The sequence below is a fragment of the Pseudomonas sp. H11T01 genome (assembly GCF_048515765.1).
Classification (GTDB): domain Bacteria; phylum Pseudomonadota; class Gammaproteobacteria; order Pseudomonadales; family Pseudomonadaceae; genus Aquipseudomonas.
The window spans coordinates 159479-185826 of record NZ_JBLYED010000011.1; the positions used below are offsets into that span (position 1 = coordinate 159479).

The window sequence follows — 26348 nt, forward strand, 5'->3', positions numbered from 1 at the left end:
GGATATCCGAGGCATCGATAAAGGCAGCCTAAACGCGGGCGCTTTCTATGAGGTACCGGGTCAACGCCTATGGCCATTAGCGTGGCTGCTTCAGTTCTTGGCCACAAGCAGCGCGCGCAGCACCTTAGCAATATCAGGGATATAATACCCTCAACCCCCAAATCCGTTGGCTGGTGGTAATTATGTCCCGCTCACTTTTCACTCCCGCTGAACTTGAAGAGATTCACACTCAAATCGCCCAATTGAGGGCTGATACCATGCGTATCAGTGCCCAAGCCAGCAATACTGTCTGCGAACCTCTTTTCGTGCCGCATGTGCATTTCTTGCAAACGATAACAGTGGCGTTCTGCTTAGTAGCCACAGTGGGGACGATCACCGCCGTTGTGATCAAATACCTTCTCTAGCCTTGAGCAGTGCACGAGTGCAATCCAGCCCGGATGCTACCCCTGCATACCATCTGACAACCCCTCGAACCGCCATTCTCCATGACTGGTGCTTCGCTCCTAAATAAGAGTAACAAATTGCTGAATCGTCCCGACAAAGACGCACTGCGTGCGATGCTCGAATCGCAAGTACAAGAAAAGCTACAGCACGACCCTGACGCGGTAACGACTTATGCACCGCAGCCTGAACCCGAACGAAAGCCATACACCAGTAAGCCCACGGTTCAGGACAAGGCATTTTACAAAGAGCTCGAGCAGATGCGTGCAGACGCCGAAGCTGGAGTGATACAGTAAGCGGCTGGGGAAGTCACCTTCCGAACTCCAGCATTAAGGACGATGGTGTCCGCGTATTTCTAAGCGGACGCGATCGCCCTTAACGTCAGGATTTCCATGCGCCAACGAAGCTCTTACCCGAAACCCTTCAAGGCCCAGGTTGTTCAGGAATGCCTGCAACCGGGCGCAACCCTATCCAGCGTCGCCATCAGCCACGGCATCAACGCCAACGTGATCCGCAAGTGGCTACCGCTTTACCGAGATCAGCCGCCAGCGGCGTTGCCGGCTTTCGTTCCGTTGAGAGCTACACCCAAACGGCAGGCAGAAGGGTCGGCGATTATTGAGCTGCCATTTGGCGAGCAATCGATGTCAGTGAAATGGCCAACGTCTGATCCTGAAGGCTGTGCCCGCTTTGTCCGTGGACTCACGCAATGATTCGCATCGACGCCATCTGGCTTGCCACCGAGCCCATGGACATGCGTGCCGGCACTGAAACTGCGCTGGCCAGGGTGATCGCGGTGTTCGGTGCGGCGAAGCCGCACTGCGCTTATCTGTTTGCCAACCGCCGTGCCACTCGTATGAAAGTGCTGGTGCATGACGGGTTTGGAGTCTGGCTGGCTGCTCGCCGATTGAACCAAGGAAAGTTTCACTGGCCCGGCATTCGACAAGGCTGCGAGATAGAGCTAGATACCGAGCAACTTCAAGCGTTGGTGCTCGGCCTACCTTGGCAGCGTGTTGGGGCTGGCGGTGTAATCACACTGCTTTAAAAAGCTGTAATTAGCTCCTTGGCCTACTGCCGCAAACGACCTGCTTTGGTAAAATCCAGGGCATGACTTCCTCGCCCAATCTCGATCAGATGAGCCCCGACCAACTGCGCGCCTTCGCGGCGCAGTTGCTGTCCCAGGTTGATTCGCTCGGACAGCAAGTCGACAGGATGGGCAAGAAGAACGACCGCGACCAAACCATCATCGAGCAACTCACCCACGGAATCGCCTGGTTCAAACGTAACAAGTTTGCTAAGCGCAGTGAGCAATTAAGCCCTGCTCAAGGCAGCCTGCTCGATGACCTGCTCGACACAGACATCGCGGCCATTGAAGCCGAGCTGAAGGCGTTGAATCCGCCGGCTGCGCCGGCCGAGCCACGCAAGCAGCCCAGGCGTGTTCCATTGCCTGCGCAGTTTCCGCGTACCGTGATTTATCACGAACCAGACAACACCCAATGCCCCTGCGGATGCCAGCTCCAGCGGATCGGCGAAGACGTCAGCGAAAAGCTCGATTACACGCCGGGCGTGTTCACCGTGGAGCAGCATGTGCGCGGGAAATGGGTCTGCCGCGAGTGTGAAACGCTGGCTCAGGCACCGGTTCCGGCCCAGGTAATCGACAAGGGCATACCGACCGCAGGGCTGCTGGCTCACGTGATGGTGGCCAAATTCGCCGACCATTTGCCCCTGTATCGCCAAGAGAAAATCTTTGGCCGCGCCGGCCTGGCTATCGCCCGCTCGACACTGGCGCAATGGGTCGGCCAAACCGGCGTGCAACTCCAGCCCTTGGTCGACGCGCTGCGTGAAACGGTACTTGCCCAAGGCGTGATTCACGCAGACGAAACCCCAGTGCAGATGCTCGCGCCGGGCGAAAAGAAAACCCATCGTGCTTATGTCTGGGTCTACTGCACAACGCCGTTTTCGGCACTTAAAGCAGTGGTTTACGACTTCAGCCCGAGCCGTGCGGGTGAGCATGCACGCAACTTCCTTGGGCAATGGAACGGCAAGCTGGTTTGCGATGATTTCGCCGGCTACAAAGCAAGCTTTCAGCAAGGCATCACCGAAATCGGCTGCATGGCCCATGCCCGCCGCAAGTTCTTCGATCTGCATGCGACGAACAAAAGCCAACTGGCCGAACAGGCGCTGCACTCAATTGGCGGGTTGTATGAAATCGAACGGCAAGCGCGGGAAATGACCGACGAGGATCGCTGGCGAATACGTCAGGAAAAAGCGGCGCCCCTTATCGACGCACTGCATACCTGGATGCTGGCCCAGCGCGACCTTGTGCCCGAAGGCTCGGCTATCGCCAAAGCTCTGGATTACAGCCTCAAGCGCTGGGGCGCACTGGCTCGATATATCGAGGACGGTGCTGTGCCCATAGATAATAATCCAGTGGAAAACCAGATACGGCCGTGGGCACTCGGCCGCTCCAACTGGTTGTTCGCCGGTTCACTGCGTAGCGGCAAACGAGCAGCGGCGATCATGAGTTTGATCCAGTCGGCGCGCATGAATGGGCATGATCCATATGCCTATCTCAAAGATGTGCTGACGCGGCTGCCAACGCAGCGTGCCAGTGAGATTGATCAACTGCTGCCGCATCAGTGGGTGCCGGCCTGAGTCACGCAAGGTGACTTCGGCGGACGCTTACGTGATACATACGCCTAAGCGCGAGCCAGAGGACGGCAATGCTCCTAGCCTTAGGCTTGATGATTATCCGGATCTGTAAAAGCGTCGCCGAGAACCTACGGACGTTGAACGGCTTGCCGACTTAGAAGCAAAGGAGACCACATGTGAGCATGCTACCTAGGAAAATCATCATTGAAGAATGGGATGGTGACGGCGCGATTCGAATTCCGGACGAAGCGCTACAGGAGCTCGAACTTGATGTCGGCGACGCGGTGTACCTGATAGAAGAGTTTGTCGGCAATACGCGTAGCCTTGTCCTATCAAAAAAGCCTCAAATCGCGAATCGAATAGGCTAGCTCACTGTAGCCGGATATAGCAGACAGCTTGGCAACACCGAGGTGAATAAGGCAGTCGCAATGCGCGTCCCAGAAGCAGTCAAGGAAGGCCAAGGGAACAGCAATGTTGCCGCTGACCGAAAACTGCTCCAGTAAATACTGTTCTGCATACAGAAAACTGACGCAATTGTTCAATTGCTTCTGCTCAATTTTCGAGCAGAAGACCACAGGATATCAACCGACTCATTCCGAGAGCACCGGTGATGGCCCGCGCTCTAGGTGAGGCGTTAATACGATGTAGCTGCGAGTTCCGGTGAATCCATCAATCGAATGAATTACCTCTAGCAACCCTTCCAGCGATCGCGTGTCCTGAGTTCTGACCTTAAGCAGCATGGCGCTGTCGCCAGCCACGGTGTGGATCTCCTCGATGTCAGGTAATGCCTTTAGCGAAAGGATGGAGCGCGTCACCGCCCAACTAGACGTGTTGACGTGGATGAAAGCCAGCAATGGACGTCCAATCTTGCTGCTATCGAGCTTGGCAAAAGTACCGGTGATGACGCCATCATTCTTAAGTCGCTTCACTCGTTCGTGTACAGCTGGCGCAGACAGGTTCAGTTTTTCACCCAGCGCTGCGTAGCTCTGCGAAGCATCCTCGGCTAGGAAGGCTAATAATTTTCGGTCTCTAGCATCCAGCTTGAGCTGCTTACTGGGCTTTCCTTGAACGTCATTCGAACTTTCGACCATTCTGCAAGCCTCCATATAAATTCAGTTTATGTAAGGCTACCATCGTCTTTCGGTTAATTAAATAAACAGAACTTCGGATTCGACGTGGATTTACCAAATGCAGCGTGCCGTAGGTGCAGGATGGAAGTGGAAGACCGGACGAAGATCGTTACGCAGCACGGAGAGAATCGATGAACTTCACCGCACAACAACTGACTTCATTTATGGCGCTGGCAACGGTTATGTCGGTCACTCCAGGGCCCAACAACCTGATGGTACTGTTCTCTAGCGTCCGCTTTGGCGCAACGAGAACTGTTGGCCATATCGCCGGTGCAAGTTTCGGCAGCGCGCTCATGTTTCTGATCGTGGGGCTGGGACTTCATGGTGTTTTCACGTCCCATCTTTTGATCCAAGATGTCATGAAATACACCGGCGCCGGATACATCATTTATCTTTCCTGGAAAATCATGCGCGACTCAGGTGAGATCCTGGAACAAGAAGCACAGCGCCCGATGACTTTTACCGGTGCCGCGTTGTTCCAGTGGATCAATCCCAAGTCATGGGTGATGGCAACTGTCGCGGTCTCTACATGCCTCCCTGTGAATTTTGTTTTTTCGGATATCGCGTTCTACACAGTTCTTTTTTGCGCTGTCAGTTTTCCTTGCGTGGGAATATGGGCGTGGTTTGGTGACTTGCTCAAGCGCTACCTCAGAGAGGCGAAACTGGTCAGGCGCCTTAATCTCAGTTGTGCAATTCTTCTAGTGTTCTCCGCAATTTCTATGACGATATCCTGAACGCTAGAAATGTCTGCGGGCGCGTTAGTTAATTTACTTCACAACGTCACTATCAGTCCTTGCTTGTTCGATGACGAAAAAGGTTGATCCTTGCGCTAAGTGAGGCTCTCCCTCAAGCAGTTGCTAACGGGTCTGAGCGGCCACTTACTCGGTTTGGGACTGCAAAGTGCCCCTAGGCGCTCAAACCTAAAACTAGAGCAAACAACATCCCTGGTTGTCCACCACATGACCGCTCGTATTAAGGCGGACAATTTTGTTTTCAGTCGAGTGCCAGGACTCTTTGCCCTGGCGCCCCCAGGTCTTGCACATTCATGAGATGGGGGGACAACCCGAAGCATAGGTGCATCTCATACACCGCTTGCTCCATCGCCCATCGCTAAAGGAGAACCCATTTGGTAACAGATATGTTGCAGCATGACTTCCAGCAAGCTTGGTTTGCGCCTCCTGTATGAGGAAAACCTTTTAAGAGTGCGGACTCGCTTGCATGGCCAATTTCTGAGCTCGGGATACTTGCAAACTGCATAACCCGATTAGTCGTAACTGTCTCCACTCATAGTTACCAGGCCATGAAGTCGTGTCAGAAAGCCTCGCCAATAATCACCTGTCGTACTTCACGGGCGTCGCGGGCAGGCGATGCACCGAACTGCCGTAGGTATTCGCGGGTGAACTGTGATGCACTTTCATAGCCAACAGCGAACGCCACGTCAGATGCACGATGATCGCCGGCCAGTAAAAGCTGGCGAGCTTCCTGCAATCTAAGCTGCTTCTGATACTGATGACTGACCAGATCGCACTCATCACCGGCGCCAGCCGCGGCCTTGGCCGCCACATGGCGCTTCACCTCGCCAAGCGCGGCGTCCACATCATCGGCACTTATCGCAGCGGCGCGGCAGAAGCCGAATCGTTGAAGCAGGAAATCGAGGCGCAGGGCGGCAAGGCCGCGATGCTGCCGCTCGACATTACCGATACCGCCAGCTATGAGGCTTTTTCAAGCGCATTGACTGAAACGCTGAAGACCGAGTTCGGCCGCGAGCGCTTCGACTTCCTCGTCAACAATGCCGGCAATGGCCTCTTTGCGAACTTTATTGACGCGACCGAAGACCAGTTTGCCTCACTGGTCGCCACGCACCTTCGCGGGCCGATTTTCCTGACGCAGAAGCTGTTGCCGCTCGTGGAAGACGGCGGTCGTATCCTGAACGTTTCGTCCGGCTTCGTACGCTTTACACTGTCGGGGTACAGCATTTACGCGGCGGTAAAAGCGGCAGTCGAAGTGCTGACCCGTTACCTGGCCGTAGAGCTGGGTTCGCGCCAAATTCGGGTGAATGCGATTGCCCCAGGCGCCATCGCAACCGATTTTGGTGGTGGTGCTGTGCGCGACAATAAGGATGTGAACGCCTATGTGGCACAGGGCATCGCGCTGGGCCGTGTCGGTCTGCCGGACGATATCGGCGGTGCGGTTGCCGCCATCCTGTCCAATGACATGGCCTGGGCTAATGGGACTACTTTTGACATCTCGGGCGGGCAATTGCTGTAGCCATAACGATCCAGAACGGCTGATAAATGGGGCATCACGAACGCACTGGCCACCCCAGTGGGGCATCCTGCGCGCAACGTTAGAAAATAGGTAGTTTCTAACTCTACAGCGTCTGGCGCTAATGTTCGTGTGCCCAGTAGCCAGCAACGAACTACGGACAAAACCCGCTAAACCAATTCCCGCTTTCCGCGCGGTAGCTACTTCACCGCGCTTTTCGTAGAGGCCGTGACGGCTTCATTTGCTCCATGAATTGGTGTTGCTTGGAGCGAATGGGAATGGGAATGGGAAAGGGATAGCTGAATTGCCTGCATCGGCTTTATGTCACCCGAATGTTTCGTGTTAATAACGAAGCCAGAAAAAGCGGCATGCTGGATATGCAGGCTCAAGCATGATCCATTTTCATTAACGGCTGAGAATGCTACTATATGTACAATTGTACATATAGTGGTAAGTCGAGGTTACGCATTTTGGTGGAGGGCGAATCGAAAAGGCAGCGGCGGCATGACCCGGAACGGAAAGAGCGGATAATCAGCAAGGCTTTCGGGGCTATCGCGCAATACGGGGTGGCGGGCGTCACGCATCGCAATATAGCCGAATTGGCTGAGGTATCGCTTGGCTCCATGACATATCACTTCAAGGGTATGGATGAGCTGCTGTTCATCGTTTTCTCCCGCTTTGCTGAAGAGGGGGCAGAATTTGTCAGAAGCCGCCTTTCCGGTGCAGCTACGCCTGATGAGGCCATTCACATCTTGGCTGAAGCGCTGACCGACGGAGTGTGGGCAAACAGAGACAACATAGCGGTTCTCTATGAGTTTTATTCCCTGGCAACGCGCAAGCCCTTGTACAGACCCATACTTGCCGCTTGGTCTGAGACAGTACGACAAAGCCTGGAACGCCTATTTACACCTGAAGAGGCCCGCGCATTTGACGTCTGTTTCGAGGGGATTCTGCTGCAGAACTTTCTTAACCCTTCCGGCGGACTAACGTCCAGCGAAATCGTAGCTCTGCTGAAGCGCATCTGCCTCGGCGACGGTTGAACCGCAAAATATTTGGCTTTGATCTGGCCGAGCCAATCAACGTGAACGATTATCAAGGTTAGACTTAAAAAGGTGGTCACGTTTAGATTTTCATTCTCCATCAAATCCTAGATGAGGAAACAATCAATGAACCGTCAACAATTTATTGAATACGTACATAAAAAGTATAAAACAAATCCCGACTATCCATGGGCAAAACTGCCCGACTATGCCGTTTTTCGACATTCAGATAATGAAAAATGGTACGCCTTGGTTATGGATATTCCTTCCGAAAAAATTGGAATCGTTGGTGCGGCGCGGGTGGACGTTCTTGAATTGAAAGTCGCGCCAGAATCGGTTGGCTCCTTGAGAAAAAAGGAGGGCATTTATCCTGCTTACCATATGAATAAGGAACATTGGATTACCGTTCTTCTGAACGGGCCGCTAGACGCAAAGGAAATCCATTGCCTGGTACAAGAAAGCTTCGAGCTCACGCGCTAAAAGAATCCTTTGACCGCCACGGTCGAAGTTGCTCGAACACTTGAACTTGTGGGGTCGCAGGATCGCCAACTTCTCTCAATGGGGACTTTTAACTCTACGCACGCTACAGAAGCGTAGAGTCAATGGTCTTCATGACACTATGGGAACGCACTTCTCAGCGTTTGAGTCTGTAGATTAATCCGCCCATTTGGCCTCAAACACTTTGTGAAATCGAAGTCATCGGTCGGCACTCGCATTCAACTGATTGCCCGCTAAGCAGCGACCCTACAGAGTTGATGGGGTGAGCCATACGTGGCCGCACTACGATTTTAACTTGAATAGGGTGCTTTATAGATTTTTAGCGGGGTGAGACTGCAATCCTATAGACGCCTCAGGAATGAAAACTCCGGGGAGAATGATATAGGCGGGTCCGCGTCAGTTAACTTGTATCACTTTATCTGCTAACACACAGGCATGTTCTTCTGCTTTAGTTTTTAGTTCCTGCCTTACGATTTCATCCTGATTAGGAAGATAAATCAGCCCGCCGGTATAGACCATTCCGCCCCACCGCATGCCGCAGTACCAGGCAAAGTTTTTAAGGAAAGGCAGGAACTCCTCAATCGGATAACGCTGTTCGCCATCATACTGATAGTCAGATTCAGCTCCCCCCGTAGTGAACGATACCAGTAGCGTTTTATCTTTCAGGCAGGTGCCGGTTGAGCCATAAGCGAAGCCGTGTTCGAACACGTCATCAATATATTTTTTCATCAACGCAGGCAACCCATACCAGAACATCGGGAACTGAAACACGATGACGTCTGCTTTTTTCAGGCGCTCCTGCTCCTGCTTTATATCAAATTCATAGTGGTTATGCGCCCTATCCAGACGCAAAATATCTGCCTTTGGTAAAAGACCGGTCAGGCGTTCAAGGATGATGCGGTTTGAAAACGACTCTTCGTCCAGATGGGGGTGTCCTGATACAATCAATACTTCTTTCATTACGGTATCCTTTAGGTCTGGTCTGACGGTGAAAACTTACCGATCCGGCACAGGGCCCTGACTGCCGTCAGACCCCTTTCCTTATTATCAGATAGCGATGTGACTCTTAGGCCTGACCTCTTCACTGCACTGATGCGTGGTCGCCGTTTAACGACATTCAAAACTTTGCGCTTTGTTCTTGTCGCCGCCTTTATACATCGCCACTTTCGGGTAGGCGCAGACTGGCTGAGTTTTTTCGGCGAAGAATTTTGAGCCTTTCGCCAGCATAAACTCTGGCACTTCGCCTTTCTCCCGCCAGTTCTCCAGAGTGGTCAGCGGGTCAAAGTCATCAAGCGCGTTTCCGCCCGAGCAATGAGCGAGTCCCGGTACAGTAAACAAACGGGCGAACTCCTGCGCGTTACCCATGATTTGATCCATCTCAATGAACCAGTCACGCTGGTCAAAGGCTGAAAAAAACGGATCCGCAGTGCCTTCGAAAATCACCATTTTGCCGCCGTTTGCTCTGAAGGTGCTTAAGTCTGGGCTGTCAGCGTCAGTCAGGCTTCGCGTGCTCTGCGTCCTAGTCACATCCCTGTCAAAATCAAACGCCGCCAGTTCGGCAATAGCGGGCTGGGAAAAGTAACTAAGCAGGAATGGCACCATGAGAGTGGCGTTCATGGACGAAGATGCCCCGAAGTCCTTGCCAAACCATGACTCAATCCATTCCGGATCCGTTAGCGATGAGTGGTAAGGGAATGCAGAATAAAGCGCTTCACCACGGTTGTTCCTGGCACCGGAGAAAATGGTTTTGACCAGCTCAGCCTTTTCTTTACCAAGTTCTTTTTCAACCATATCCGGCCGGAAATCACACTGCTCCCAAGCATTGATTATGTCGTCTTCCAGACCGTCTTTGGCGTCACACTGCTTCAGGATGCCCTTTTGCAGGACACGTAAATCGTCCGCAGTAAGCAGATTCGCAGTATTTTTTTGGCCGTCTGTATCTGCTGGCGTGGCGATGACCAGAGCCCGCTGAATAAAGGCAGAATTTATCGATGCGCGTGAGAGACGGAAGGCCGCGTTGCCAACCACCACACCGTCAAATTCGTTCGGATAGCGCTGCGCGGCAATCATGGCTTCACGCCCCCCGTTGGAGCAGCCCATGAAGTAACTGTGTATGGGTTTCTTCTGATAAAGCGCGTTTATCAGCGTTTTGGCCTGCTGAGTCACCTTGCCTATGGCGGCGTAGGCGTAATCGAGCCGGGCCTGCTGGTCTCCGGCGAACGCCATGTCCGATCCTACCGCTATGCCGGGCGTGTAGGTGGCGTGCCCGCTGTCCATGGAGACAACGGCATAGCCCCGCTCAATAGCCGATTTGGCAGAACTGTTTGAGCTCGGAATACTCCCCACGGCTGCGGCAACGAAGCCATTAGCTCCTCCACCGCCCTGAAACAGAAATTTTCCGTTCCATTGCTGCGGCAGGCGAAACTCATAATTGATGCCGTAGTGAAGACCGTTTGCGCCGGTACGGGGCTCAATTTCAGCCTTCACGACGCAGTGTGCGCCGGTTTTTACGTCCCGGACAGTCGAGCCGGTTATGGCTGAGTTCGGATCGGCTGGAATAACGCCGTTTTCAACATAATCGGCTGACTTTAGCTGAGTATGATACAAATCCGCGTTTTTCAGATCCGCACATCGCCTGGAGAAATCGCCCTCAGAACTGTAGGCCAGAGGCGCCCCTGTAAGTGCGGCGCAAAGCAGAGCTACTTTGGTCGGTTGCACAGTCTATCTCCAGATATGTGGTAAGCCGTTCATTTCTACTATGAGAGTGCACCAGACCTACTGGGCCACGACTTACGCCGCCGCAGTGAGTCGTCCCGTTCTGAGGGAAAGCTCACGCGGATGCCAGCACGCAGGCGAAAAGCACATGACGCCGCCTGATAAAATGCGGCAGAGCTTTCCGTAAAAGCGGTAGGTTTAAACAAAAGTGTGTCTGCATAACACCCTCCCAGTGTACAAATGTACAAATAAGATTGCCAGTCCTCCGGCTGCCGGGATTACGATGATATCTAGAGCCGGGGTGGCAGATGCCGGGGGAGTGAGTCACATCCCTAGTCCTGTATCCAAGCGCGGAATACCGGTCAGTTGCCTGCCAGTAACGCGTCTTGACAGTCAGACAGCGGAAACATTTTTGCCCACGGCAGGTGCGGAGAAACGCAGCCCTGTGCGTCCCTCCGAACATCGCCCGCTGCGGCACTTGACCGCGATGTAGCGGTAAATCAATAGTGAAGCTGCCCCAGATCGAGATCAAAAACGGGTGTCTGTAGGAGACCCCCTATGACTGAGTCGACGATTGCCGCACGCTGATCTGACCCAAAAGGTGATCGAGAGCCGAACTCCCTGAAATAACGATTAGCCCTTCCCTTCCCCATCGCCAGCGCCGCATTTGGGCGAACTGAAGTTCTTGAGCCCTAATCGCCTGTGTTGTGAGCACCACTGCTTCAACTGAACAAAGTATGCCCGAATCATTGATTAATGATTGCTGCACCTAGTTCATTACAGCCATGCACAAGAGTGTGTTGTCTGTGGACGTGAATGAAATTAGGGTCTGTATATATTCCTTGAGAGGTAACGAGCATGCCCATAGCAGTGATAATTGAACAAAACGGTGGCCCTGAGGTTTTGGAGCTTCGTGAAATCGAACGCCGGAAGCCCAATAAAGGCGAGGTTTGGATCGAACAAAAATCCATAGGCGTCAATTACCTGGACATAAACCATCGGGATGGCTCGGTACCCGTTTCCTTACCTAGCGGAATAGGTATTGAAGGCGCTGGGCGAGTCGTCGAGGTGGGGCCTGAAGTTCAGGGCATCACTGCTGGGGATCGCGTAGCCTACGCCCTCGGCGAACTGGGCAGCTACGCGAGCGAGCGGATGATCAGCGCTGACCGTCTCCTTCCCTTGCCAGATTGGGTAAGTTACGACGACGCCGCCGCCATTACGCTCAAAGGACTCACCGCCCACTATCTTCTTCATTCCACCTATGAAGTGAAACCTGGCACTAGGGTGTTGATGTACGGTGTTGCTGGGGCTCTGGGTCAGACGCTTGCGACCTGGGCAAAGAGTTTGGGAGCTATCGTGATTGGTGTGGTGGCTGATCAGCAAAGCATCGAACTCGCCAAACAGGTAGGGTGCGACTCGGTGCTAATCTGGGATGAAAATCAACTGCCTGTCCAAGTGGCAGAGTTGACAGATGGGAAAATGGTCGACGTGGTATATGACGGTATAGGTAAGGACTCATTTGATACGTCACTTGCCTGCCTACGCACCCGAGGCACGCTGGTTTCCATCGGGGCGATTTCCGGCCTGCCGGATCCAATTGATATCGTAAAGATCAACAAAAAATCGCTTTATCTGACCCGTCCTAGCTTAGTTGCCTACACTACCGATCCGCAGGAGTACAAGGCACGAGGCGAGGCAGTGTTCAACGCGGTAGAAAAGGGCATCCTTAAACCGACAGTGTGGAAAACGTATCCACTTTCCCAGGTTCGCGAAGCCCACCAGGCACTCCAGTCTGGACAATCACGAGGAACGATTCTTTTGAAGCCATAGCCCAAGTCAGTTTCGATACTATTACCAAACCATGTTTTGGAGCACTTGCTTTGTTTCCAAGTAAACAAGGCAAGTAACCCGATAGAAACTTCCTGCACCACCAATCATCCACCGGATGACTCGCTCTCACATCCCTCTCCCCCCTTACCAGTTTGAATCCAAATACGCACCCGCTTAGCCCACTCTAGCGTGGGTGCGCGCGCAGTCTTATGATTGCCCTACGTTATCGTCCTGGACACTCTCGACATGAACCCATTTCAAAGCCAGTACATCGATCAGCTTTCTGCTTTCCTAGAGGTTCATGACCAAGGCTCGTTCGCCGCCGCTGCAAAGTCGCTAAATCGTCATGCGACGATAGTATCCAAGCGGATAGGAGAGCTGGAGGCACGTCTAGGCGTGCGTTTAATCGAACGTACCACGCGGCAGTTGCGATTTACCGAAGCAGGATTGTCCTACGTGCAGAGACTGAAGGCAGTCCGGGATGCTCTGGAAGACGCAGAGCGGGAAGTCAACGACAATGCTAAGCAGCTGAATGGAACTTTGCATGTCTCCGTGCCAGGTGCGTTTGGCCGTTTATGGCTGGCCAAGCTGATCGCGCAGTTCGCCCAAAAACATCCAACACTAAAGGTGCACGTAGAATATTCAGAACGATTTGTCGACATCATTCACGAACGCTTTGATGCCGCGATACGAATTGGAGAGCTCCCCGACAGCCGACTACGAGCAAAACGTTTAGCTGATAACTTCAGGATATTATGTGCTGCCCCGTCGTATCTAGCGGAGCATGGGACACCGAAATCTCCATCAGATTTGATCTCTCACCACTGCTTCGGTTTTACAGAGCTGGCGAGCTATCCTAGTCTTATATTGAATGACGGAAATCAACGGGTATCGACCCAAATTGATTCGAAGTACCTAAGCAATGATGGGGAAGCGCTCTTGGTGGCAGCGAAAGAGGGCCTTGGGATATTGGCGGGTAGTGAATGGCTAATGAGCAGTAGCTTAAAGTCAGGAGAGCTTATTAGAGTTCTACCTGACTGGCGGCTCGATATCCAATCAGGGATATATTTTGTGAGGCCTTCAATTGAATTTCCGCCGACAAAGATTCGGCTGTTTAAAGAATGGATTGAGCAAGCATTCGAAAACAGGGTTCCTTGGCAATAAACCAACAAAGGGATTGAATACGTGATTCAATCCCTTTGATTTTTTAAGAGTTGCTTGGGAACGCCATGGATAGATTGTTAGCTTTTTGATCAGCTTCCGGCCAGCGTTGAGAAATCGTTTTCAAATCGGAATAAAAGCGTGCGGCGTCCGGGCCGAACATATGGGCATCACCGAACTTTGATCGACGCAATCCTCCGAAATTGTGATGACCAACCGGGACAGGCACCGCTACGTTAACGCCTAGCATCCCAGCCTTAACTTCGACCACGAACCGATGGGCTGACTCACCGTCTCGAGTGAAAATTACGGCACCATTACCGTATTCATGCGAGTTAGTAACTCGTATGGCATCGTCCAGAGAATCAACACGGACAATCCCCCGAACAGGCCCAAAGACCTCTACGTTATACATATCCATTTCTGTCGTCACGCCATCAAGCAGCGTCGCCCCAATGTAGAAACCGTCACCATCGAACTGTTGTTCACGCCCGTCAATGATTACGGACGCACCTTGATCAATGGCAGTTTCGATTGAGGAGATTACCTGCTGTTTGGAAGCTGAAGAGATGACTGCTCCAAAGTCGGCATTTTCGACGTTGTAGCCACCAACTTTCAAAGCCTTGATTTTTGGCACAATTAGCTCGATAAGCTTTTCAGCCGTTCCCTGCCCTACTGGCAGCAAGAGTGAAATGGCCATGCATCGCTGACTGGCTGCACCGTATCCTGCACTAACGAATGCATTGGCCGCCGCTTCAAGGTCTGCGTCCGGCATGACAACCATATGGTTTTTGCCGCCGGTGTAAGCCGCAACGCGCTTACTATGAGCGGATCCTTTCTGATAGATATACTCGCCAATTGCGGTTGAACCTACGAAGCTAATCGCGGGGACATCGGGATGTTCGAGAATGGCATCTACCACCTCCTTACCGCCATTGATCATATTCCAAAGTCCAGCTGGAAGGCCTGCTTCCTGCCAGAGCTGGCTAATCAAAAAGGTAGCGCCTGGCACCTTCTCTGACGGTTTTACAATCACCGCGTTACCGCAGGCTATGGCCATACTACCCATCATTAAGGGTACCATCACCGGAAAATTGAACGGCGCAATGCATCCGACGATACCGACAGGCTGCCGAATGGAATATACGTCAATCCCTCCGCCAACGTTGAGGGAGTACTCCCCCTTGGACACCTGGGCAGCATTAGTAGCAAATTCAAGCGCTTCGAGGGCACGACCAATTTCCCCTTTAGCATCGGCTAGTGTTTTTCCATTTTCAAGACCAGTGACTTCAGCGATGCGATCAATATTGGCAAGCATCAACTCTCGCATTTTAAAGATCACCTGGAGACGACGAGCCTGCGAAGCACTGGCCCATTCAGCAGCTGCAATTTTGGCATGTTTGACAGCGTCTGCCACGGTTGCAGCATCTGCGTAATCTAGGTCGTAGAGCTTATGTCCAGTAGATGGATTGATCACAGGCCCAGTTTGACGACCATTGCCTGCTTCAGGCTTACCGTTATAAAAGTGTGATACTTCCATAATTACCTCCAATTTACTAAGTACGTGGCCGACTGGCCTTGCTTATTTGGTTATGACCGAACAGGGAATGGTGTAAATAAAGTCTGAACGCAGGAAAAATCCTTGTATAAGGATTCAGGAGACTCGTGTGACCTTAGAAAGTAAAGATTTCTGCAAAGAGAACCTAATGGGGTAAAAGATTTTGTTACCTCAGCATTGCCCAGGGCCAGATTCAGATCTTTCAGCATCAGCTGTAGCTGAAATCCGCCGTCATAGTTGTTACTTGACGGTGCTTCTTCTTGTACGCCAGGCCATGGGTTCCATTTGTTGATAATGAAGCTGCCGCCAGAGCTGTTTTTAATAACATCCGACAACAGACTTGGATCTAGACCATTTCTGACACCCAGAGCAATCGCTTCAGCAGAGGCTGCCATGATTACCGCGGCGAGCATGTTGTTACAGAATTTCGCTACCTGGCCAGATCCAGCAGGGCCCATGTGAACAATCACGTTACCCATAGCTTTCAATATGGGGTAGGCCAAATCGAGTGATTCTGCATCTCCACCAACCATGAAGCTTAGTGTTCCACTAGCCGCACCCCATGGCCCGCCCGAAACAGGTGCATCGACAATGGGTAAGGACAAACCTGCTGCAACGGCGGCCACCTGCTTCGTCGTTTCAGCTGAGATCGTCGAGCAATCAATTATGAGCGGGCGATGCTTGAGCGAAGGGATGACTCCATCCGTGCCTATGTAGAAGTCGCGTACAGCAGCATCACTCGGTAGCATGCTGACGATCACATCCGATTCAGCCACAGCGCTATGCCGACAATCCGCGATTTTGGCGCCCCGTTCACGCATCGTCTGTAGTGCAGTGGGATTCAAGTCAAAAACAGTAACTTGATAACCGGCGGTGATTAGATTAGCCGCCATAGGGGCCCCCATCGCACCGAGTCCTATAAAACTGATCTGCATCATATTTAAACTCTGCCGTCGTTGGTTATTGTAATTGTCGTTCCTGCACGGGTTCACAGATCGTGCGAGGAATCCGTCCGCAAGCGCATCCTCAGAATAGGACGCGGGCCCCTTTTATTACCAATTTTTCCATTTGAGGCTAAAAATCGAGGAATGTCGCGCTCAGCAGATAGCGAGCACCTAGAAAATTAGTTTTCTAGCAATCAAACATTAGATTCAGATGAATACTCGCAATTCAAACGCAGAAATTCATTGATGCAGTTGATGCAGCACATTGATGCATACGTTTTGGCTGCTTAAACGGCAAAAATCAGCCAACAATGACTTCGTGCATCGTGCCGCGTATGCGCCTTGCTAGATATCTCGCCTGGCGTATCGGCTCTATGACGAACTAAAGATGCCTTCAAAAGAACTCCATACAAAAACAACAGGAGATCTACATGAATACTAACGTTGATGCTCTAAGGGCTGACGTAACCCCCAGGGCGACAACAACTACCCGGGCGGTGGTTGCGGCAGCCATGGGTACTGTTTTCGAATGGTATGAATTCACTCTGTACGGAGCACTGACGTCTGTTATTGCTTTGAATTTCTTCACCCAGCTTAGTCCTACGGTCGCTTTTGTATTCGCATTATTGACTTTTGCTGTTGGTTTCATAATGCGTCCTCTAGGCGCAATTATTTTCGGTCGTATCGGTGATAGAGTCGGTCGAAAGAAAACTTTTCTAATCACTGTAGTTTTGATGGGAGGCTCTACCGTTGCGGTAGGGTTCTTGCCCACATATGCCACGATTGGGGTTTGGGCGCCCGTGCTTCTCATCATCATGAGGATATTGCAGGGGCTGGCAATTGGGGGTGAATACGGTGGTGCAGCTACCTACGTCGCCGAGCATTCCGCTAAAGGCGTTCGAGGGCTAAACACCTCCTGGATTTCTGCTACAGGGGTCGGTGGACTGCTGGCTTCATTCGGTATGGTGATGCTATGCCGAGCGTGGGCTGGGGATGAATTCAATGACTGGGGCTGGAGAGTACCTTTCCTCTTCTCGGCAGTTCTACTAGCGATTTCATTAGCCATCCGCCTGAAGATGGATGAGTCTCCTGCTTTTGTGAAGATGAAGACGGAGGATCGACTTTCAGATAATCCCCTTCGGGAGGTCTTCACCGTATGGGCGAACATCAAGCAGGTTTTAATTGCTTTCTTTGGCGTGTGTGGAGGAATGGCGTGCTGCTATTACGTAGCCATGCTTTATCCTGCGTTCTTTATGACACAAGTCTTAAAAGTGGATCCACAGCAAGCTACATCAATGCTAACTCTAGCGATGGTTGTTGGCATTCCCGTATTCCTGGTTTCCGGGTGGATGTCTGACAAGATCGGTAGAAAGCCGGTACTGTTGGCTGGCTTTGTACTGACAGCAGTTTGTTTGTTTCCGATTTTCAAGTCCCTTGCACTTCACTCCAACCCTGATTTAGTGAACGCGCAAGAAAAATTTCCAATCGTGCTCGAAGTAAATAATGAACAATGCTCCTTCATGTTCAATCCAACCGGTACCCGCCGTTTCGTGACATTATGTGATGTGGCTCGGCAAGCTTTATCAGCAGCTGGCGTCAGCTATACTACTAATATGAACGTAGCGCCTGAAGACTCAGTGATCAAGGTAGGCAGCACCATAATCCGAGTTGCTGACGTTTGGAGTAATCCCGACGCCGATCCAGCTCTGAAGGTGAAAAAACTAGAAGCTGAGATTAAGCAAGCCATGATTAACGCTGGTTATCCAGCTAAAGCTGATCCTAACAAATTCTCTTATATTAAAGTATTTCTGCTCTTAACTGCGTTAGTTTGCTGTGGTGTTATTACATACGCACCGGTGAGCGTTATCCTTGTAGAAATGTTTCCGGCGCGCATTCGCTACACTGGGATGTCGTTTCCTTATCACTTGGCAAGTGGGTGGGTTGGCGGATTATTGCCAACTGTTGCTTTTGCACTTTCAGCACAGGCCGGAGATATTTACTTTGGGCTTTGGTACCCGCTTGCCTGGGCCGTTGTAGGATTGGTCATCTCTCTTGTTTTTCTCAAAGAAACAAAAGATGTCGACATTTCAAAATGACGCAAGGATGGCATGCTTGTGGTAAGGCATGCCAACTTTATATTTCGCAAATAACGGCTGAAGGTTTTGGCTAATATAATAGGAGAATTTTGATGGGCAACTATAACGCCCCCATTCGTGACGTACAATTCGTGTTGCACGAGGTATTCGATGCTCCGGCGGTTTGGTCAGCTTCCCCAGTTTTCGCAGATAAACTAGATCGCGAAGTCGCCGACGCCATACTCGTGGAAGCGGGCAAAATCGCATCACAGATACTGGCACCATTGAACCGCAGCGGAGATGAAGAAGGTGCAAAATGGGTAGCCGGTGATGTTTATACCCCCAAGGGCTTCAAGGAGGCCTATGCAACCTACATTGAAGGCGGTTGGGTGGGACTTTCAGGTAATACGGACTACGGCGGATTGGGCATGCCCAAAATGCTCTCCGTACACTTTGAAGAAATGCTATATGGTTCCAACTCAAGCTTCGCTCTTTATTCCGTGCTGTCCTCAGGCGCTTGCTTAGCAATAGACGCCCACGCAAGCGAAGACATTAAGAGGTTATTTCTGCCACCCATGTATGAGGGGCGCTGGGCTGGCACCATGTGTCTTACTGAGCCTCAAGCTGGCAGCGATCTAGCACAGATACGCACTCGAGCCGAGCCCCTTGAGGACGGAACCTATAGCATAACAGGGAGTAAGATATTTATTACCGGAGGAGATCACGACCTTACAGAAAATATCATCCACCTAGTGCTCGCACGAATCCCTGGCTCCCCAAGTGGATCTAGCGGATTATCGCTTTTCCTCGTACCAAAGCGCCTAGTGACTGAAAGAAGTGTTGTTGCAGGCGCCAACAGGGTGTCCTGCGGATCCATCGAACATAAGATGGGTATAAAAGCTTCTGCAACTTGCGTGATCAATTTTGATGGTGCGGAAGGCTACTTATTGGGTGACGTTAATAAAGGCCTTACCGCAATGTTTACCATGATGAATTATGAGCGGCTCTCCATCGGTATTCAGGGATTAGGCTGCGCCGACGCCTCTTATCAATCAGCAGTAGCGTATTCCCGTGAACGGCATCAGGGACGTACTCGCAAGGCTGATCCTGCCGGGCATACCGCCGCAGCACCCATTATCGAACATCCAGATGTTCGGCGAATGCTACTTACTATGAAGGCATTGACTGAAGGCGGCAGAGCCTTCGCGTGTTACCTGGGATCTCAACTGGATATCATGAAGCACGGAACAAGCGATGCGCAGCGCAAAGCTGAGTCATACGTTGCTCTTCTAACTCCGGTAGCTAAAGCTTTTTTCACTGATAATGGTCTCGAATGTACCATTCTAGGTCAACAAGTTTTCGGTGGACATGGCTACATCAGAGAATGGGGACAAGAGCAATTGGTGCGAGACGTCCGCATATCACAAATTTATGAAGGGACAAACGGCATTCAATCTCTAGATTTGCTTAGCAGGAAGGTAATCGCGGATAAAGCTGCCGCGCTTCGGTCTTTCTGCTCCGAACTCGACGATCAAGCTGAGCACCTAAACTACCGTGCGGAATTGCGCTCCGCTCTAACTAGATTCGAGGAGCTGAGCAATTGGTTACAGGATCGCGCACTAATTGAGCCTAACGTCGTAGGTTCATCATCAGTCGAATATCTACACTTCTTTGGCTACGTAATCTACGCATGGCTTTGGGCAAAAATGTCAACAGTCGCCACGTTGAATATTGAGTCGGATGAATCGTTTTACGCAGGAAAAATCGCTACAGCCGAATTTTACTTTCGGCGACTGATTTGCAGAATTAATGCCTTAGAGGCAAGCATATACGCAGGTTCGGATTCGTTGTTCGGTATTACTTCCGATCAGTTTTAAACTTGCATCCGCCGATTATGAGGGCAAAAAAATTGTCGATGATCGATAAAGTGAAAACTACTACTGCAAAGCAACCCACTTATAATGCCGACGACGTGCGAATCTCCTACCTTGACGGCAGAGCTGAAACCATCGGCTTGGACTCTGTCAACGCCGCACTGTCTGAAGTTGGTGTGCGTATTACACGTGTGGATATTCCCCCCGAGGCTCAACCGCTGCTGGCTAGATCACGGTATGAAGCGCTGGAGATCGAGGATCATAACGAGCTGATCTCGCTGTTCCCTTTGAATCGGGGGGAGCTTCTGGACGAGATTCGGCTAGCCGGCAGGCAACCAGAAATGCATCGTGGCGGATTTATGAACACAACGCTTCTGGGTGGCACGCCCTATCCGAAAGTTGTTGATGTAAAAAAAATCCCATCAGCTGAGCTTCCCGTCTTCCAAAGCAAAATGTCCAAGCTACATTCCAATAGCTCTGAAGACGGGGTGGGTATTGATGAGGTGACCACGATTCTATCTGGAGGTGAGTCTCTGTGGTTCTTCAGACTCTTGGATAACACTGTCGTTAAAGTAACAATTGGCCCTGTGGATCATCAGGATAAGGCATGGCGAATTAGCTATCCAGGATTAGGAATTCATGGAACCTATCTGGATTCGGGATGTGGAATCCTAATCGCCTATGCGCATGGTCCAAATTTTTTTCAGGTAAGATATTCTGATCCGAGCATTCAAGGTGCTGAGATGCTGGGAACAAACCCTTGGATTGATTATAGCGGCGAAACCCCCATACTAATCAAATAGCCTTTAGTTAATCTCCTTATAGCAGCGACATACGTTGCGCCTAATATCATGGATAGCTTCTACGAGGCTATATAAGCCGCCCAAGCCAAAATAGCCTCGCTCGTACGCAAACAAGGGGTAACTGCCATCCACGTCAGACATCATTAATTTTGATGATTGTTTTACCAAGCCCTTTCCCCGTTAACGCGTATTCAAGCGCTGGGATAAAGTCGTCAAATTCATATTGCCTACCAATGGGCGGGGAAAGACGGCCTTCTGCAACCCAGCTCAAGAGTTCCTGCAGATGTCCTTCAGCTTTTTCCACTTCGTAGAGAGTAAATTGGCGGACATCCACGCCGACGAGGGAGCCCCCCTTTAGCAGCGGTAAATTTGCACGAAGTGAAGGGATTGGCCCGCCGGTGAACCCTATCACCAGGTGTCTGCCTCCCCAGGTAAGTGATCGAAAAGCCGGCTCAAACAGGGGGCCGCAGACTGGGTCAAACACTACATTTGGCCCCTTTTGCCCACACAGATCTTTCACCAATTCACGAAATTCTACAGCGCCAGAATCGAGTACGTGATCTGCCCCCAGCTGCTGCGCAAATGCACGCTTTTCAGGCGAAGACGCTACTGCTATGACCTTCGCCCCAAGGCATTTCCCAACTTGGATTGCGGCTGAACCTACCCCACCTGCGGCTCCAATAACGAGAAGTATCTCACCCGGTTGCAAGTTTCCTCGATCGCGCAATGCGTGCAATGCCGTGACATAATTGACTTTGAATCCAGCAGCTTGAGCGTATTCCATCCCATCCGGAATTTTAACAACGGCGGTATCCACTACCACGGTTTGCTCCGCAAATCCGCCATGAATTTGGGTGATTACTCGATCACCAACTGCAAGGCCAACCACACCATCACCAACAGCTGCAATCTTGCCGCTGATTTCCTGGCCGGGGACGTGTGGCAATAGCGGCTTAACCTGGTAGCGCCCGAGTGACTCCAGTGCGTCTACATATCCTACTCCGCATGCAGCTATTTGGATTAAAACCTCACAATTGCCGGGGGTCGGATCAGTGACTTCCACCATCTTGCAGTTCGATAGGGAATCCAAACTGTTAGTCTCAACACGTTTCATGTGCGTCTCCTATAGCAGCAAACACGTCTGGGGGAGCGTTTGTTCATTTAAAAAAAACCTCTAAATTCGGTTATATTTCATAGCAGCTCGCACTCAATTCGCAAGGGCAGTAGCCATTTTCTACAGAATTGATCGACAGCCTGATCTGGGTGTTGCGACACAAAAGGCCATTCTTAGGCCTTTTGTGTGAACGTGTCAGCGAAGAGTCAAATTGACCTGCTTAAAACTCTCGAAATGAGTTCGATACGGTTATGCTGCGCTTTTAGAGAAGTGGGATGCTGTAGCTTACAAACACCCGGTTCTGATCTTGATCGCGCGCGGCTTCGCTATTGGATTTACCGTTACGCCAACCGAAGCCAACACCTTTGAGCGCTCCCGACTGAAGGACGTAGTCCAGAAAGATATCCCTTTCCCATTCCTTCTGATTGTCGCCGGACCTCGTCTTGATATTGTCGCCGGAGAGGTACATGACCGAGGCTTTCAGGCCCGGGACACCTAGGGCAGCAAAGTCATAGGCGTACTGACCGAATGAGGTACGCTCCCCTGCCCGGGTGAAGCTCTGGATCAGACGATCTGTATACAGGTACAAGCTGCTACCCCCGGCGCCTTTATCCACCAAGCTACCCTGATTGAGCTGGGTGAAGCTGCTATCGTCCGAAACGCTTTGGTAGCCCGCAGTTATCGCATGCCCGCCAAGGGTGTATATCAATGCAGCGCTCCAGAGACGGTTGTCGATCACTCCATCACCGTTTTTGGTGTAGCCACTGATTCTGTAACCGGATGTACCCGAGCTGTTTTCACCTGATGAGTCAGTTTTGAAGTAGCGCAGGTCGGTTTTCAGGGATTGGTTGTCAGTGAATGCGAGCGTGTGAATCAGTCCGAAAAATTGCTGGTTATAGTAATTCTCGAGATGGGCATAGTAGTACTGAGCCGTCAGATCCTTGGTGACTTTCCAGTCGCCCCCGACGAAGTCGAACTGGTTGCTTTCACGCGTTCCGCCCATAGCGGCCAGCCCCGTCTGATCAGTTGAACCGCGACCGGTTGCATGTTCAATTCGCCCGCCCGTCAGGGTCAGATCCTTGAACTCGCTTGAGGTGATTTGGCCGCCCTCGAAGGTTTGTGGAAGCACCCGTCCATCGTTGGCGACCAGAATCGGCAGTTTCGGAATCAAAGTGCCATAGCGCAGTTCGGTCTTCGACATTTTGACTTTTCCGGTCAGCCCCAGCCGGCTCCACTCGTCCACAGCGCGGTTGTCACTGTCCGAGGGAATCATAGAGCTGCCGACGTGACGTCCCTTGCCAGTGTCCAGGGTGATGCCCAGCAACCCCAGGGTATCAATACCAAAACCAACGGCACCATCGGTATAACCCGACTTGAAGTCCAACATGAAACCCTGCGCCCACTCTTCGGTTTTTGAAGGGGCAGCGGTACCATCCCGGTTGTCGTTATTGAAGTAGAAGTTCCTTATTCCCAAGGTAGCTTTGCTGTCACTTATAAAATCAGCAAACGCGTGGCCACTTATGGCAATACTGACAAACACCAGATTTGCAGATATTTTCTTCAGCCTCATTGTATAACGCTCCGATTTTTATTATTTGTTAGTAACAGAAGCAACAATAAAATCTTCCAACCAAAACCCACAAAGTCTGCCAATAATACTAAAACATTGACAATGTACGGTGGGAATGTCCTTATTTTAATCTAGAGATGCAAGCCAGCCTTAAGAATCCGATTCACTGGGTTCGTTTTATCCGAAAATTTCCCTTCACGCCATCTACAATCTTTGCAAATAACTCAGCTATTCCTAACGTGATGTAATCAAGCACTAGGAATTTGAAGCTAAACGGACAATTGCATCACGACTGCCTGCTTGCTCTCGAAGTAAAAATTTCTGAATTTTCCCAGTTGCGGTTTTTGGCAACTCCATAAAAACCACTCTGCGCGGACATTTAAACCGAGCAAGACGAGCTTGGCAGAACATCATTATTTCTGCCTCGGTCGGCGGCTCGATACCAAGTTTCAACTCGACGAACGCGCAGGGCACTTCCCCCCATTTGTCATCAGGCTGAGCGACAACAGCGGCATGTAAAACAGCTGGATGACAATGGATGGTTTCTTCGATCTCTACGGACGAGATATTTTCCCCTCCAGAGATAATGACGTCCTTGCAACGGTCGGTAATTTGTACATAACCGTTGGGGTGCACAACGGCTACATCACCAGTATGAAACCAGCCGCCTTCAAAGGCTTTTCGGGTTGCGCCTTCATTCTTCAGATAACCCATCATCACGGTGTTGCCCTTGAGCAATAGCTCTCCCGTTGTTTGGCCATCTTTCGGCACTGGCTGCATAGTTTCCGTGTCCGCGACCATTAAGCCTTCGAAGGCTGCTGCTCGAGCCCCTTGGCGTACACGGAAAGCGCCCTGCTCACTCGGTGTCAAATCGTCCCAGCCGTCTTGCCATACGCAGCTAATCGGGGTGCCGGAAACTTCAGTAATTCCATATACGTGATCAACGTCGAAGCCTTGTGAGACCACGGCGTTGAGTACGGTGGCCGGGGGTGGGGAACCAGCAGTCAGCACCCGAACCGGAGTTTTAAGCGCAGGACGATCTGCCGCGTTCGCAATCATGGCCATAACAATGGGCGCCGCACAGAAGTGATCGACACCATAGTTATCTATCGACTCATACACCGTCTCTGCGGACACTTTTCTCAGGCACACGTGCGTGCCGGCCGCTGCAGTGATAGCCCACGTAAAACACCATCCGTTAGCGTGGAACATAGGGAGTGTCCACAGGTAACGAGGAGCCCGAGAAAGCTGCCAGTTAGTCATCTGCAGCATACTCATGAGGTATGTGCCGCGATGACTCGCTACGACACCCTTCGGATCACCGGTTGTACCTGAGGTGTAGTTGAGCGCTATCGGCTGCCACTCGTCACTGGGCCATACACCCTCGAAATCAGGGTTACCACTGCCGATAAACGTTTCGTAATCGACCTCCCCAACGCTCGCGGAAAGTGGGGCCAGGTGATCATTGATGTCGATGACAATTGGACGATGCTCTAGGAGTTCAAGAGCGGCATTAGCCAGTGCGGCAAACTCTCGATCCACCAAGAGGAGCTTGCATTCCCCGTGACGAAGTATGAATGCCACGCCTTCAGCATCCAGGCGATAGTTAACGGTATTCAGAACCGCGCCGCAGAGGGGTATCCCAAAATGCGCTTCGAGCATGGCAGGGGTGTTGGGAGACAGAATTGAAACGGTGTCTCCGGCACCCATTCCCTTTTTGGAAAGAGCTGAGGCCAGTCGATAGCAACGTTCGCGGGTCTCACTCCAGGTTCTGCGAAGCTCACCATGTACAACAGCTACTCGATCCGGGTGTACAAGCGCTGCCCGATCTAGAAAACCAAGTGGAGTCAGGGGCAAATAGTTTGCCTTGCAGTGTTCAAGCCCATTCTCATAAGCACCAGGTTTCATGGTGTTGTCTCCTTATTATTGTGATGAAAAGTGGAAAACGCGCTAACCGGTTCCCGATCAGTGACCAAGGTGTTCTCGATACTGGACTCGTCGGCGTATCCAAGACTCATTCCGCAAACCAGCATTTGATCTGCCGGGATCATTAGGGCTTGCGAAATAACGTGGTGATATTTCAAAAAGGCTGCTTGTGGGCAGGTGTGCAAGTTCCTCCCCCGCGCCGCCACCATCACGGCCTGCAGGAACATTCCGTAGTCAAGGAGACTCCCTTCTTTTAGCACTCGATCTATGGTGAAGATCAAACCAACTGGCGCGTCAAAGAAACGGTAATTGCGGCCGTGTTGCGCATGCATTCGCTGCTTGTCGCCCTTCTCAATTCCCAGCAATCCGTAGAGTTCCCACCCTACCTTCCTTCTCCGATCCACGTAGGGTGAAGTCCATTCGCGTGGGTAATATTCGTATGCATCTTCAAGGTGGCTGCTGAGTGACGGATTGTTGTCGACCTCAGCGATGGCGCATGAAAGTTGAGTCTTTGCTTCTCCAGTAACAACATGAACGCGCCAAGGCTGCATGTTCACTCCAGTTGCGCAGAACCGAGCGATATCAAGGATCGATTCAATTTCTTCGCGTGGAACAGGAGTGGGCAAAAAAGCCCGAATGCTGCGTCGTGAAGCTATCGCCCAATCAACCGTTTGGCTAAGAAGTTCAGACGATATTGGCGGTTTGGATAAGCGATTCATTTTCATGCCTTAGAGTCCACGGATTCAGCTACAGGC

General features: G+C 51.4%; 23 protein-coding genes and 1 pseudogene. 14 read left to right on the forward strand and 10 right to left on the reverse strand.

The features are described 5' to 3' along the window. The first annotated feature begins 521 nt into the window (after positions 1 to 521). The 5 genes from ACN1C3_RS16760 to ACN1C3_RS16780 all read left to right on the forward strand — a co-directional run bounded on the left by ACN1C3_RS16760 (position 522) and on the right by ACN1C3_RS16780 (position 3458). Positions 522 to 737, forward strand: coding sequence for a hypothetical protein (locus ACN1C3_RS16760; RefSeq protein WP_419116883.1), 216 nt, complete (start codon positions 522 to 524; stop codon positions 735 to 737). Between the two features lie 96 nt (positions 738 to 833). Next, positions 834 to 1151, forward strand: a complete 318-nt coding sequence (gene tnpA / locus ACN1C3_RS16765) for an IS66-like element accessory protein TnpA (RefSeq protein ID WP_178115400.1) — start codon at positions 834 to 836, stop codon at positions 1149 to 1151. Further along, positions 1148 to 1483, forward strand: coding sequence for an IS66 family insertion sequence element accessory protein TnpB (tnpB, locus tag ACN1C3_RS16770; protein WP_146218524.1), 336 nt, complete (start codon positions 1148 to 1150; stop codon positions 1481 to 1483). Before tnpA ends, tnpB begins: the two co-directional genes overlap by 4 nt. 62 nt (positions 1484 to 1545) lie before the next feature. Next, positions 1546 to 3093: an IS66 family transposase gene (gene tnpC / locus ACN1C3_RS16775; protein ID WP_419116884.1), complete on the forward strand. Its 1548-nt coding sequence runs from the start codon at positions 1546 to 1548 to the stop codon at positions 3091 to 3093. 179 nt (positions 3094 to 3272) lie between these two features. Then, positions 3273 to 3458, forward strand: coding sequence for an AbrB/MazE/SpoVT family DNA-binding domain-containing protein (locus tag ACN1C3_RS16780; protein WP_419116959.1), 186 nt, complete (start codon positions 3273 to 3275; stop codon positions 3456 to 3458). A 222-nt stretch (positions 3459 to 3680) separates the two neighbouring features. Here the strand turns inward: ACN1C3_RS16780 and ACN1C3_RS16785 are convergent, their stop codons facing one another. Then, on the reverse strand, positions 3681 to 4181 hold the full coding sequence (locus tag ACN1C3_RS16785) for an Lrp/AsnC family transcriptional regulator (protein ID WP_419116885.1): 501 nt from the start codon (positions 4179 to 4181) through the stop codon (positions 3681 to 3683). A 170-nt stretch (positions 4182 to 4351) separates the two neighbouring features. Here ACN1C3_RS16785 and ACN1C3_RS16790 point away from each other — a divergent pair, with 170 nt between their 5' ends. Further along, the gene (locus tag ACN1C3_RS16790; protein ID WP_419116886.1) at positions 4352 to 4954 is read left to right on the forward strand and encodes a LysE family translocator; all 603 of its coding nucleotides are present in this window, start codon (positions 4352 to 4354) and stop codon (positions 4952 to 4954) included. Between the two features lie 577 nt (positions 4955 to 5531). On the opposite strand, the pseudogene ACN1C3_RS16795 reads toward ACN1C3_RS16790, so the two are convergent. Further along, a pseudogene (locus tag ACN1C3_RS16795) lies at positions 5532 to 5729 on the reverse strand (helix-turn-helix domain-containing protein); the annotation flags it as partial. Between ACN1C3_RS16795 and ACN1C3_RS16800 the strand changes: the two are divergent. The 3 genes from ACN1C3_RS16800 to ACN1C3_RS16810 all read left to right on the forward strand — a co-directional run bounded on the left by ACN1C3_RS16800 (position 5730) and on the right by ACN1C3_RS16810 (position 8005). Further along, complete coding sequence (locus ACN1C3_RS16800) at positions 5730 to 6488, forward strand: SDR family NAD(P)-dependent oxidoreductase (protein ID WP_419116887.1); 759 nt, start codon at positions 5730 to 5732, stop codon at positions 6486 to 6488. It begins immediately after the preceding pseudogene. A gap of 470 nt (positions 6489 to 6958) precedes the next feature. Further along, the gene (locus ACN1C3_RS16805; RefSeq protein WP_419116888.1) at positions 6959 to 7525 is read left to right on the forward strand and encodes a TetR/AcrR family transcriptional regulator; all 567 of its coding nucleotides are present in this window, start codon (positions 6959 to 6961) and stop codon (positions 7523 to 7525) included. Between the two features lie 126 nt (positions 7526 to 7651). Then, entirely contained in the window at positions 7652 to 8005 is a 354-nt protein-coding gene (locus ACN1C3_RS16810) for an MmcQ/YjbR family DNA-binding protein (protein WP_419116889.1), read from the forward strand. A 414-nt stretch (positions 8006 to 8419) separates the two neighbouring features. Here ACN1C3_RS16810 and ACN1C3_RS16815 read toward each other — a convergent pair whose 3' ends face one another. Continuing rightward, positions 8420 to 8983: an NAD(P)H-dependent oxidoreductase gene (locus ACN1C3_RS16815; protein WP_419116890.1), complete on the reverse strand. Its 564-nt coding sequence runs from the start codon at positions 8981 to 8983 to the stop codon at positions 8420 to 8422. A gap of 147 nt (positions 8984 to 9130) precedes the next feature. Further along, entirely contained in the window at positions 9131 to 10741 is a 1611-nt protein-coding gene (locus tag ACN1C3_RS16820; RefSeq protein ID WP_419116891.1) for a tannase/feruloyl esterase family alpha/beta hydrolase, read from the reverse strand. 855 nt (positions 10742 to 11596) lie between these two features. Here ACN1C3_RS16820 and ACN1C3_RS16825 point away from each other — a divergent pair. Beyond that, a complete protein-coding gene (locus tag ACN1C3_RS16825; RefSeq protein ID WP_419116892.1) occupies positions 11597 to 12568 on the forward strand; it encodes a quinone oxidoreductase family protein in 972 nt (323 codons plus the stop codon). 246 nt (positions 12569 to 12814) lie between these two features. Beyond that, the gene (locus ACN1C3_RS16830; RefSeq protein WP_419116893.1) at positions 12815 to 13732 is read left to right on the forward strand and encodes a LysR family transcriptional regulator; all 918 of its coding nucleotides are present in this window, start codon (positions 12815 to 12817) and stop codon (positions 13730 to 13732) included. Between the two features lie 43 nt (positions 13733 to 13775). Here the strand turns inward: ACN1C3_RS16830 and ACN1C3_RS16835 are convergent, their stop codons facing one another. Both ACN1C3_RS16835 and mmsB read right to left on the reverse strand, forming a co-directional pair. Beyond that, a complete protein-coding gene (locus ACN1C3_RS16835) occupies positions 13776 to 15269 on the reverse strand; it encodes a CoA-acylating methylmalonate-semialdehyde dehydrogenase (RefSeq protein ID WP_419116894.1) in 1494 nt (497 codons plus the stop codon). Between the two features lie 50 nt (positions 15270 to 15319). Next, positions 15320 to 16279: a 3-hydroxyisobutyrate dehydrogenase gene (mmsB, locus tag ACN1C3_RS16840; protein WP_419116895.1), complete on the reverse strand. Its 960-nt coding sequence runs from the start codon at positions 16277 to 16279 to the stop codon at positions 15320 to 15322. A gap of 383 nt (positions 16280 to 16662) precedes the next feature. Here mmsB and ACN1C3_RS16845 point away from each other — a divergent pair, with 383 nt between their 5' ends. From ACN1C3_RS16845 to ACN1C3_RS16855, 3 genes are all read left to right on the forward strand, one after another. Further along, entirely contained in the window at positions 16663 to 18327 is a 1665-nt protein-coding gene (locus ACN1C3_RS16845; RefSeq protein WP_419116896.1) for an MFS transporter, read from the forward strand. 92 nt (positions 18328 to 18419) lie between these two features. Next, positions 18420 to 20183, forward strand: a complete 1764-nt coding sequence (locus ACN1C3_RS16850; protein WP_419116897.1) for an acyl-CoA dehydrogenase C-terminal domain-containing protein — start codon at positions 18420 to 18422, stop codon at positions 20181 to 20183. A 38-nt stretch (positions 20184 to 20221) separates the two neighbouring features. Next, complete coding sequence (locus tag ACN1C3_RS16855) at positions 20222 to 20983, forward strand: hypothetical protein (RefSeq protein ID WP_419116898.1); 762 nt, start codon at positions 20222 to 20224, stop codon at positions 20981 to 20983. Positions 20984 to 21116: 133 nt separating this feature from the next. Here ACN1C3_RS16855 and ACN1C3_RS16860 read toward each other — a convergent pair whose 3' ends face one another. The 4 genes from ACN1C3_RS16860 to ACN1C3_RS16875 all read right to left on the reverse strand — a co-directional run bounded on the left by ACN1C3_RS16860 (position 21117) and on the right by ACN1C3_RS16875 (position 26318). Further along, positions 21117 to 22097: an NADPH:quinone oxidoreductase family protein gene (locus ACN1C3_RS16860; RefSeq protein WP_419116899.1), complete on the reverse strand. Its 981-nt coding sequence runs from the start codon at positions 22095 to 22097 to the stop codon at positions 21117 to 21119. A 262-nt stretch (positions 22098 to 22359) separates the two neighbouring features. After that, complete coding sequence (locus tag ACN1C3_RS16865; RefSeq protein ID WP_419116900.1) at positions 22360 to 23667, reverse strand: OprD family porin; 1308 nt, start codon at positions 23665 to 23667, stop codon at positions 22360 to 22362. Positions 23668 to 23922: 255 nt separating this feature from the next. After that, on the reverse strand, positions 23923 to 25575 hold the full coding sequence (locus ACN1C3_RS16870) for an AMP-binding protein (protein ID WP_419116901.1): 1653 nt from the start codon (positions 25573 to 25575) through the stop codon (positions 23923 to 23925). After that, complete coding sequence (locus ACN1C3_RS16875) at positions 25572 to 26318, reverse strand: nitroreductase (RefSeq protein WP_419116902.1); 747 nt, start codon at positions 26316 to 26318, stop codon at positions 25572 to 25574. The genes ACN1C3_RS16870 and ACN1C3_RS16875 overlap by 4 nt, the downstream gene beginning before the upstream one ends. Positions 26319 to 26348 lie beyond the last annotated feature (30 nt).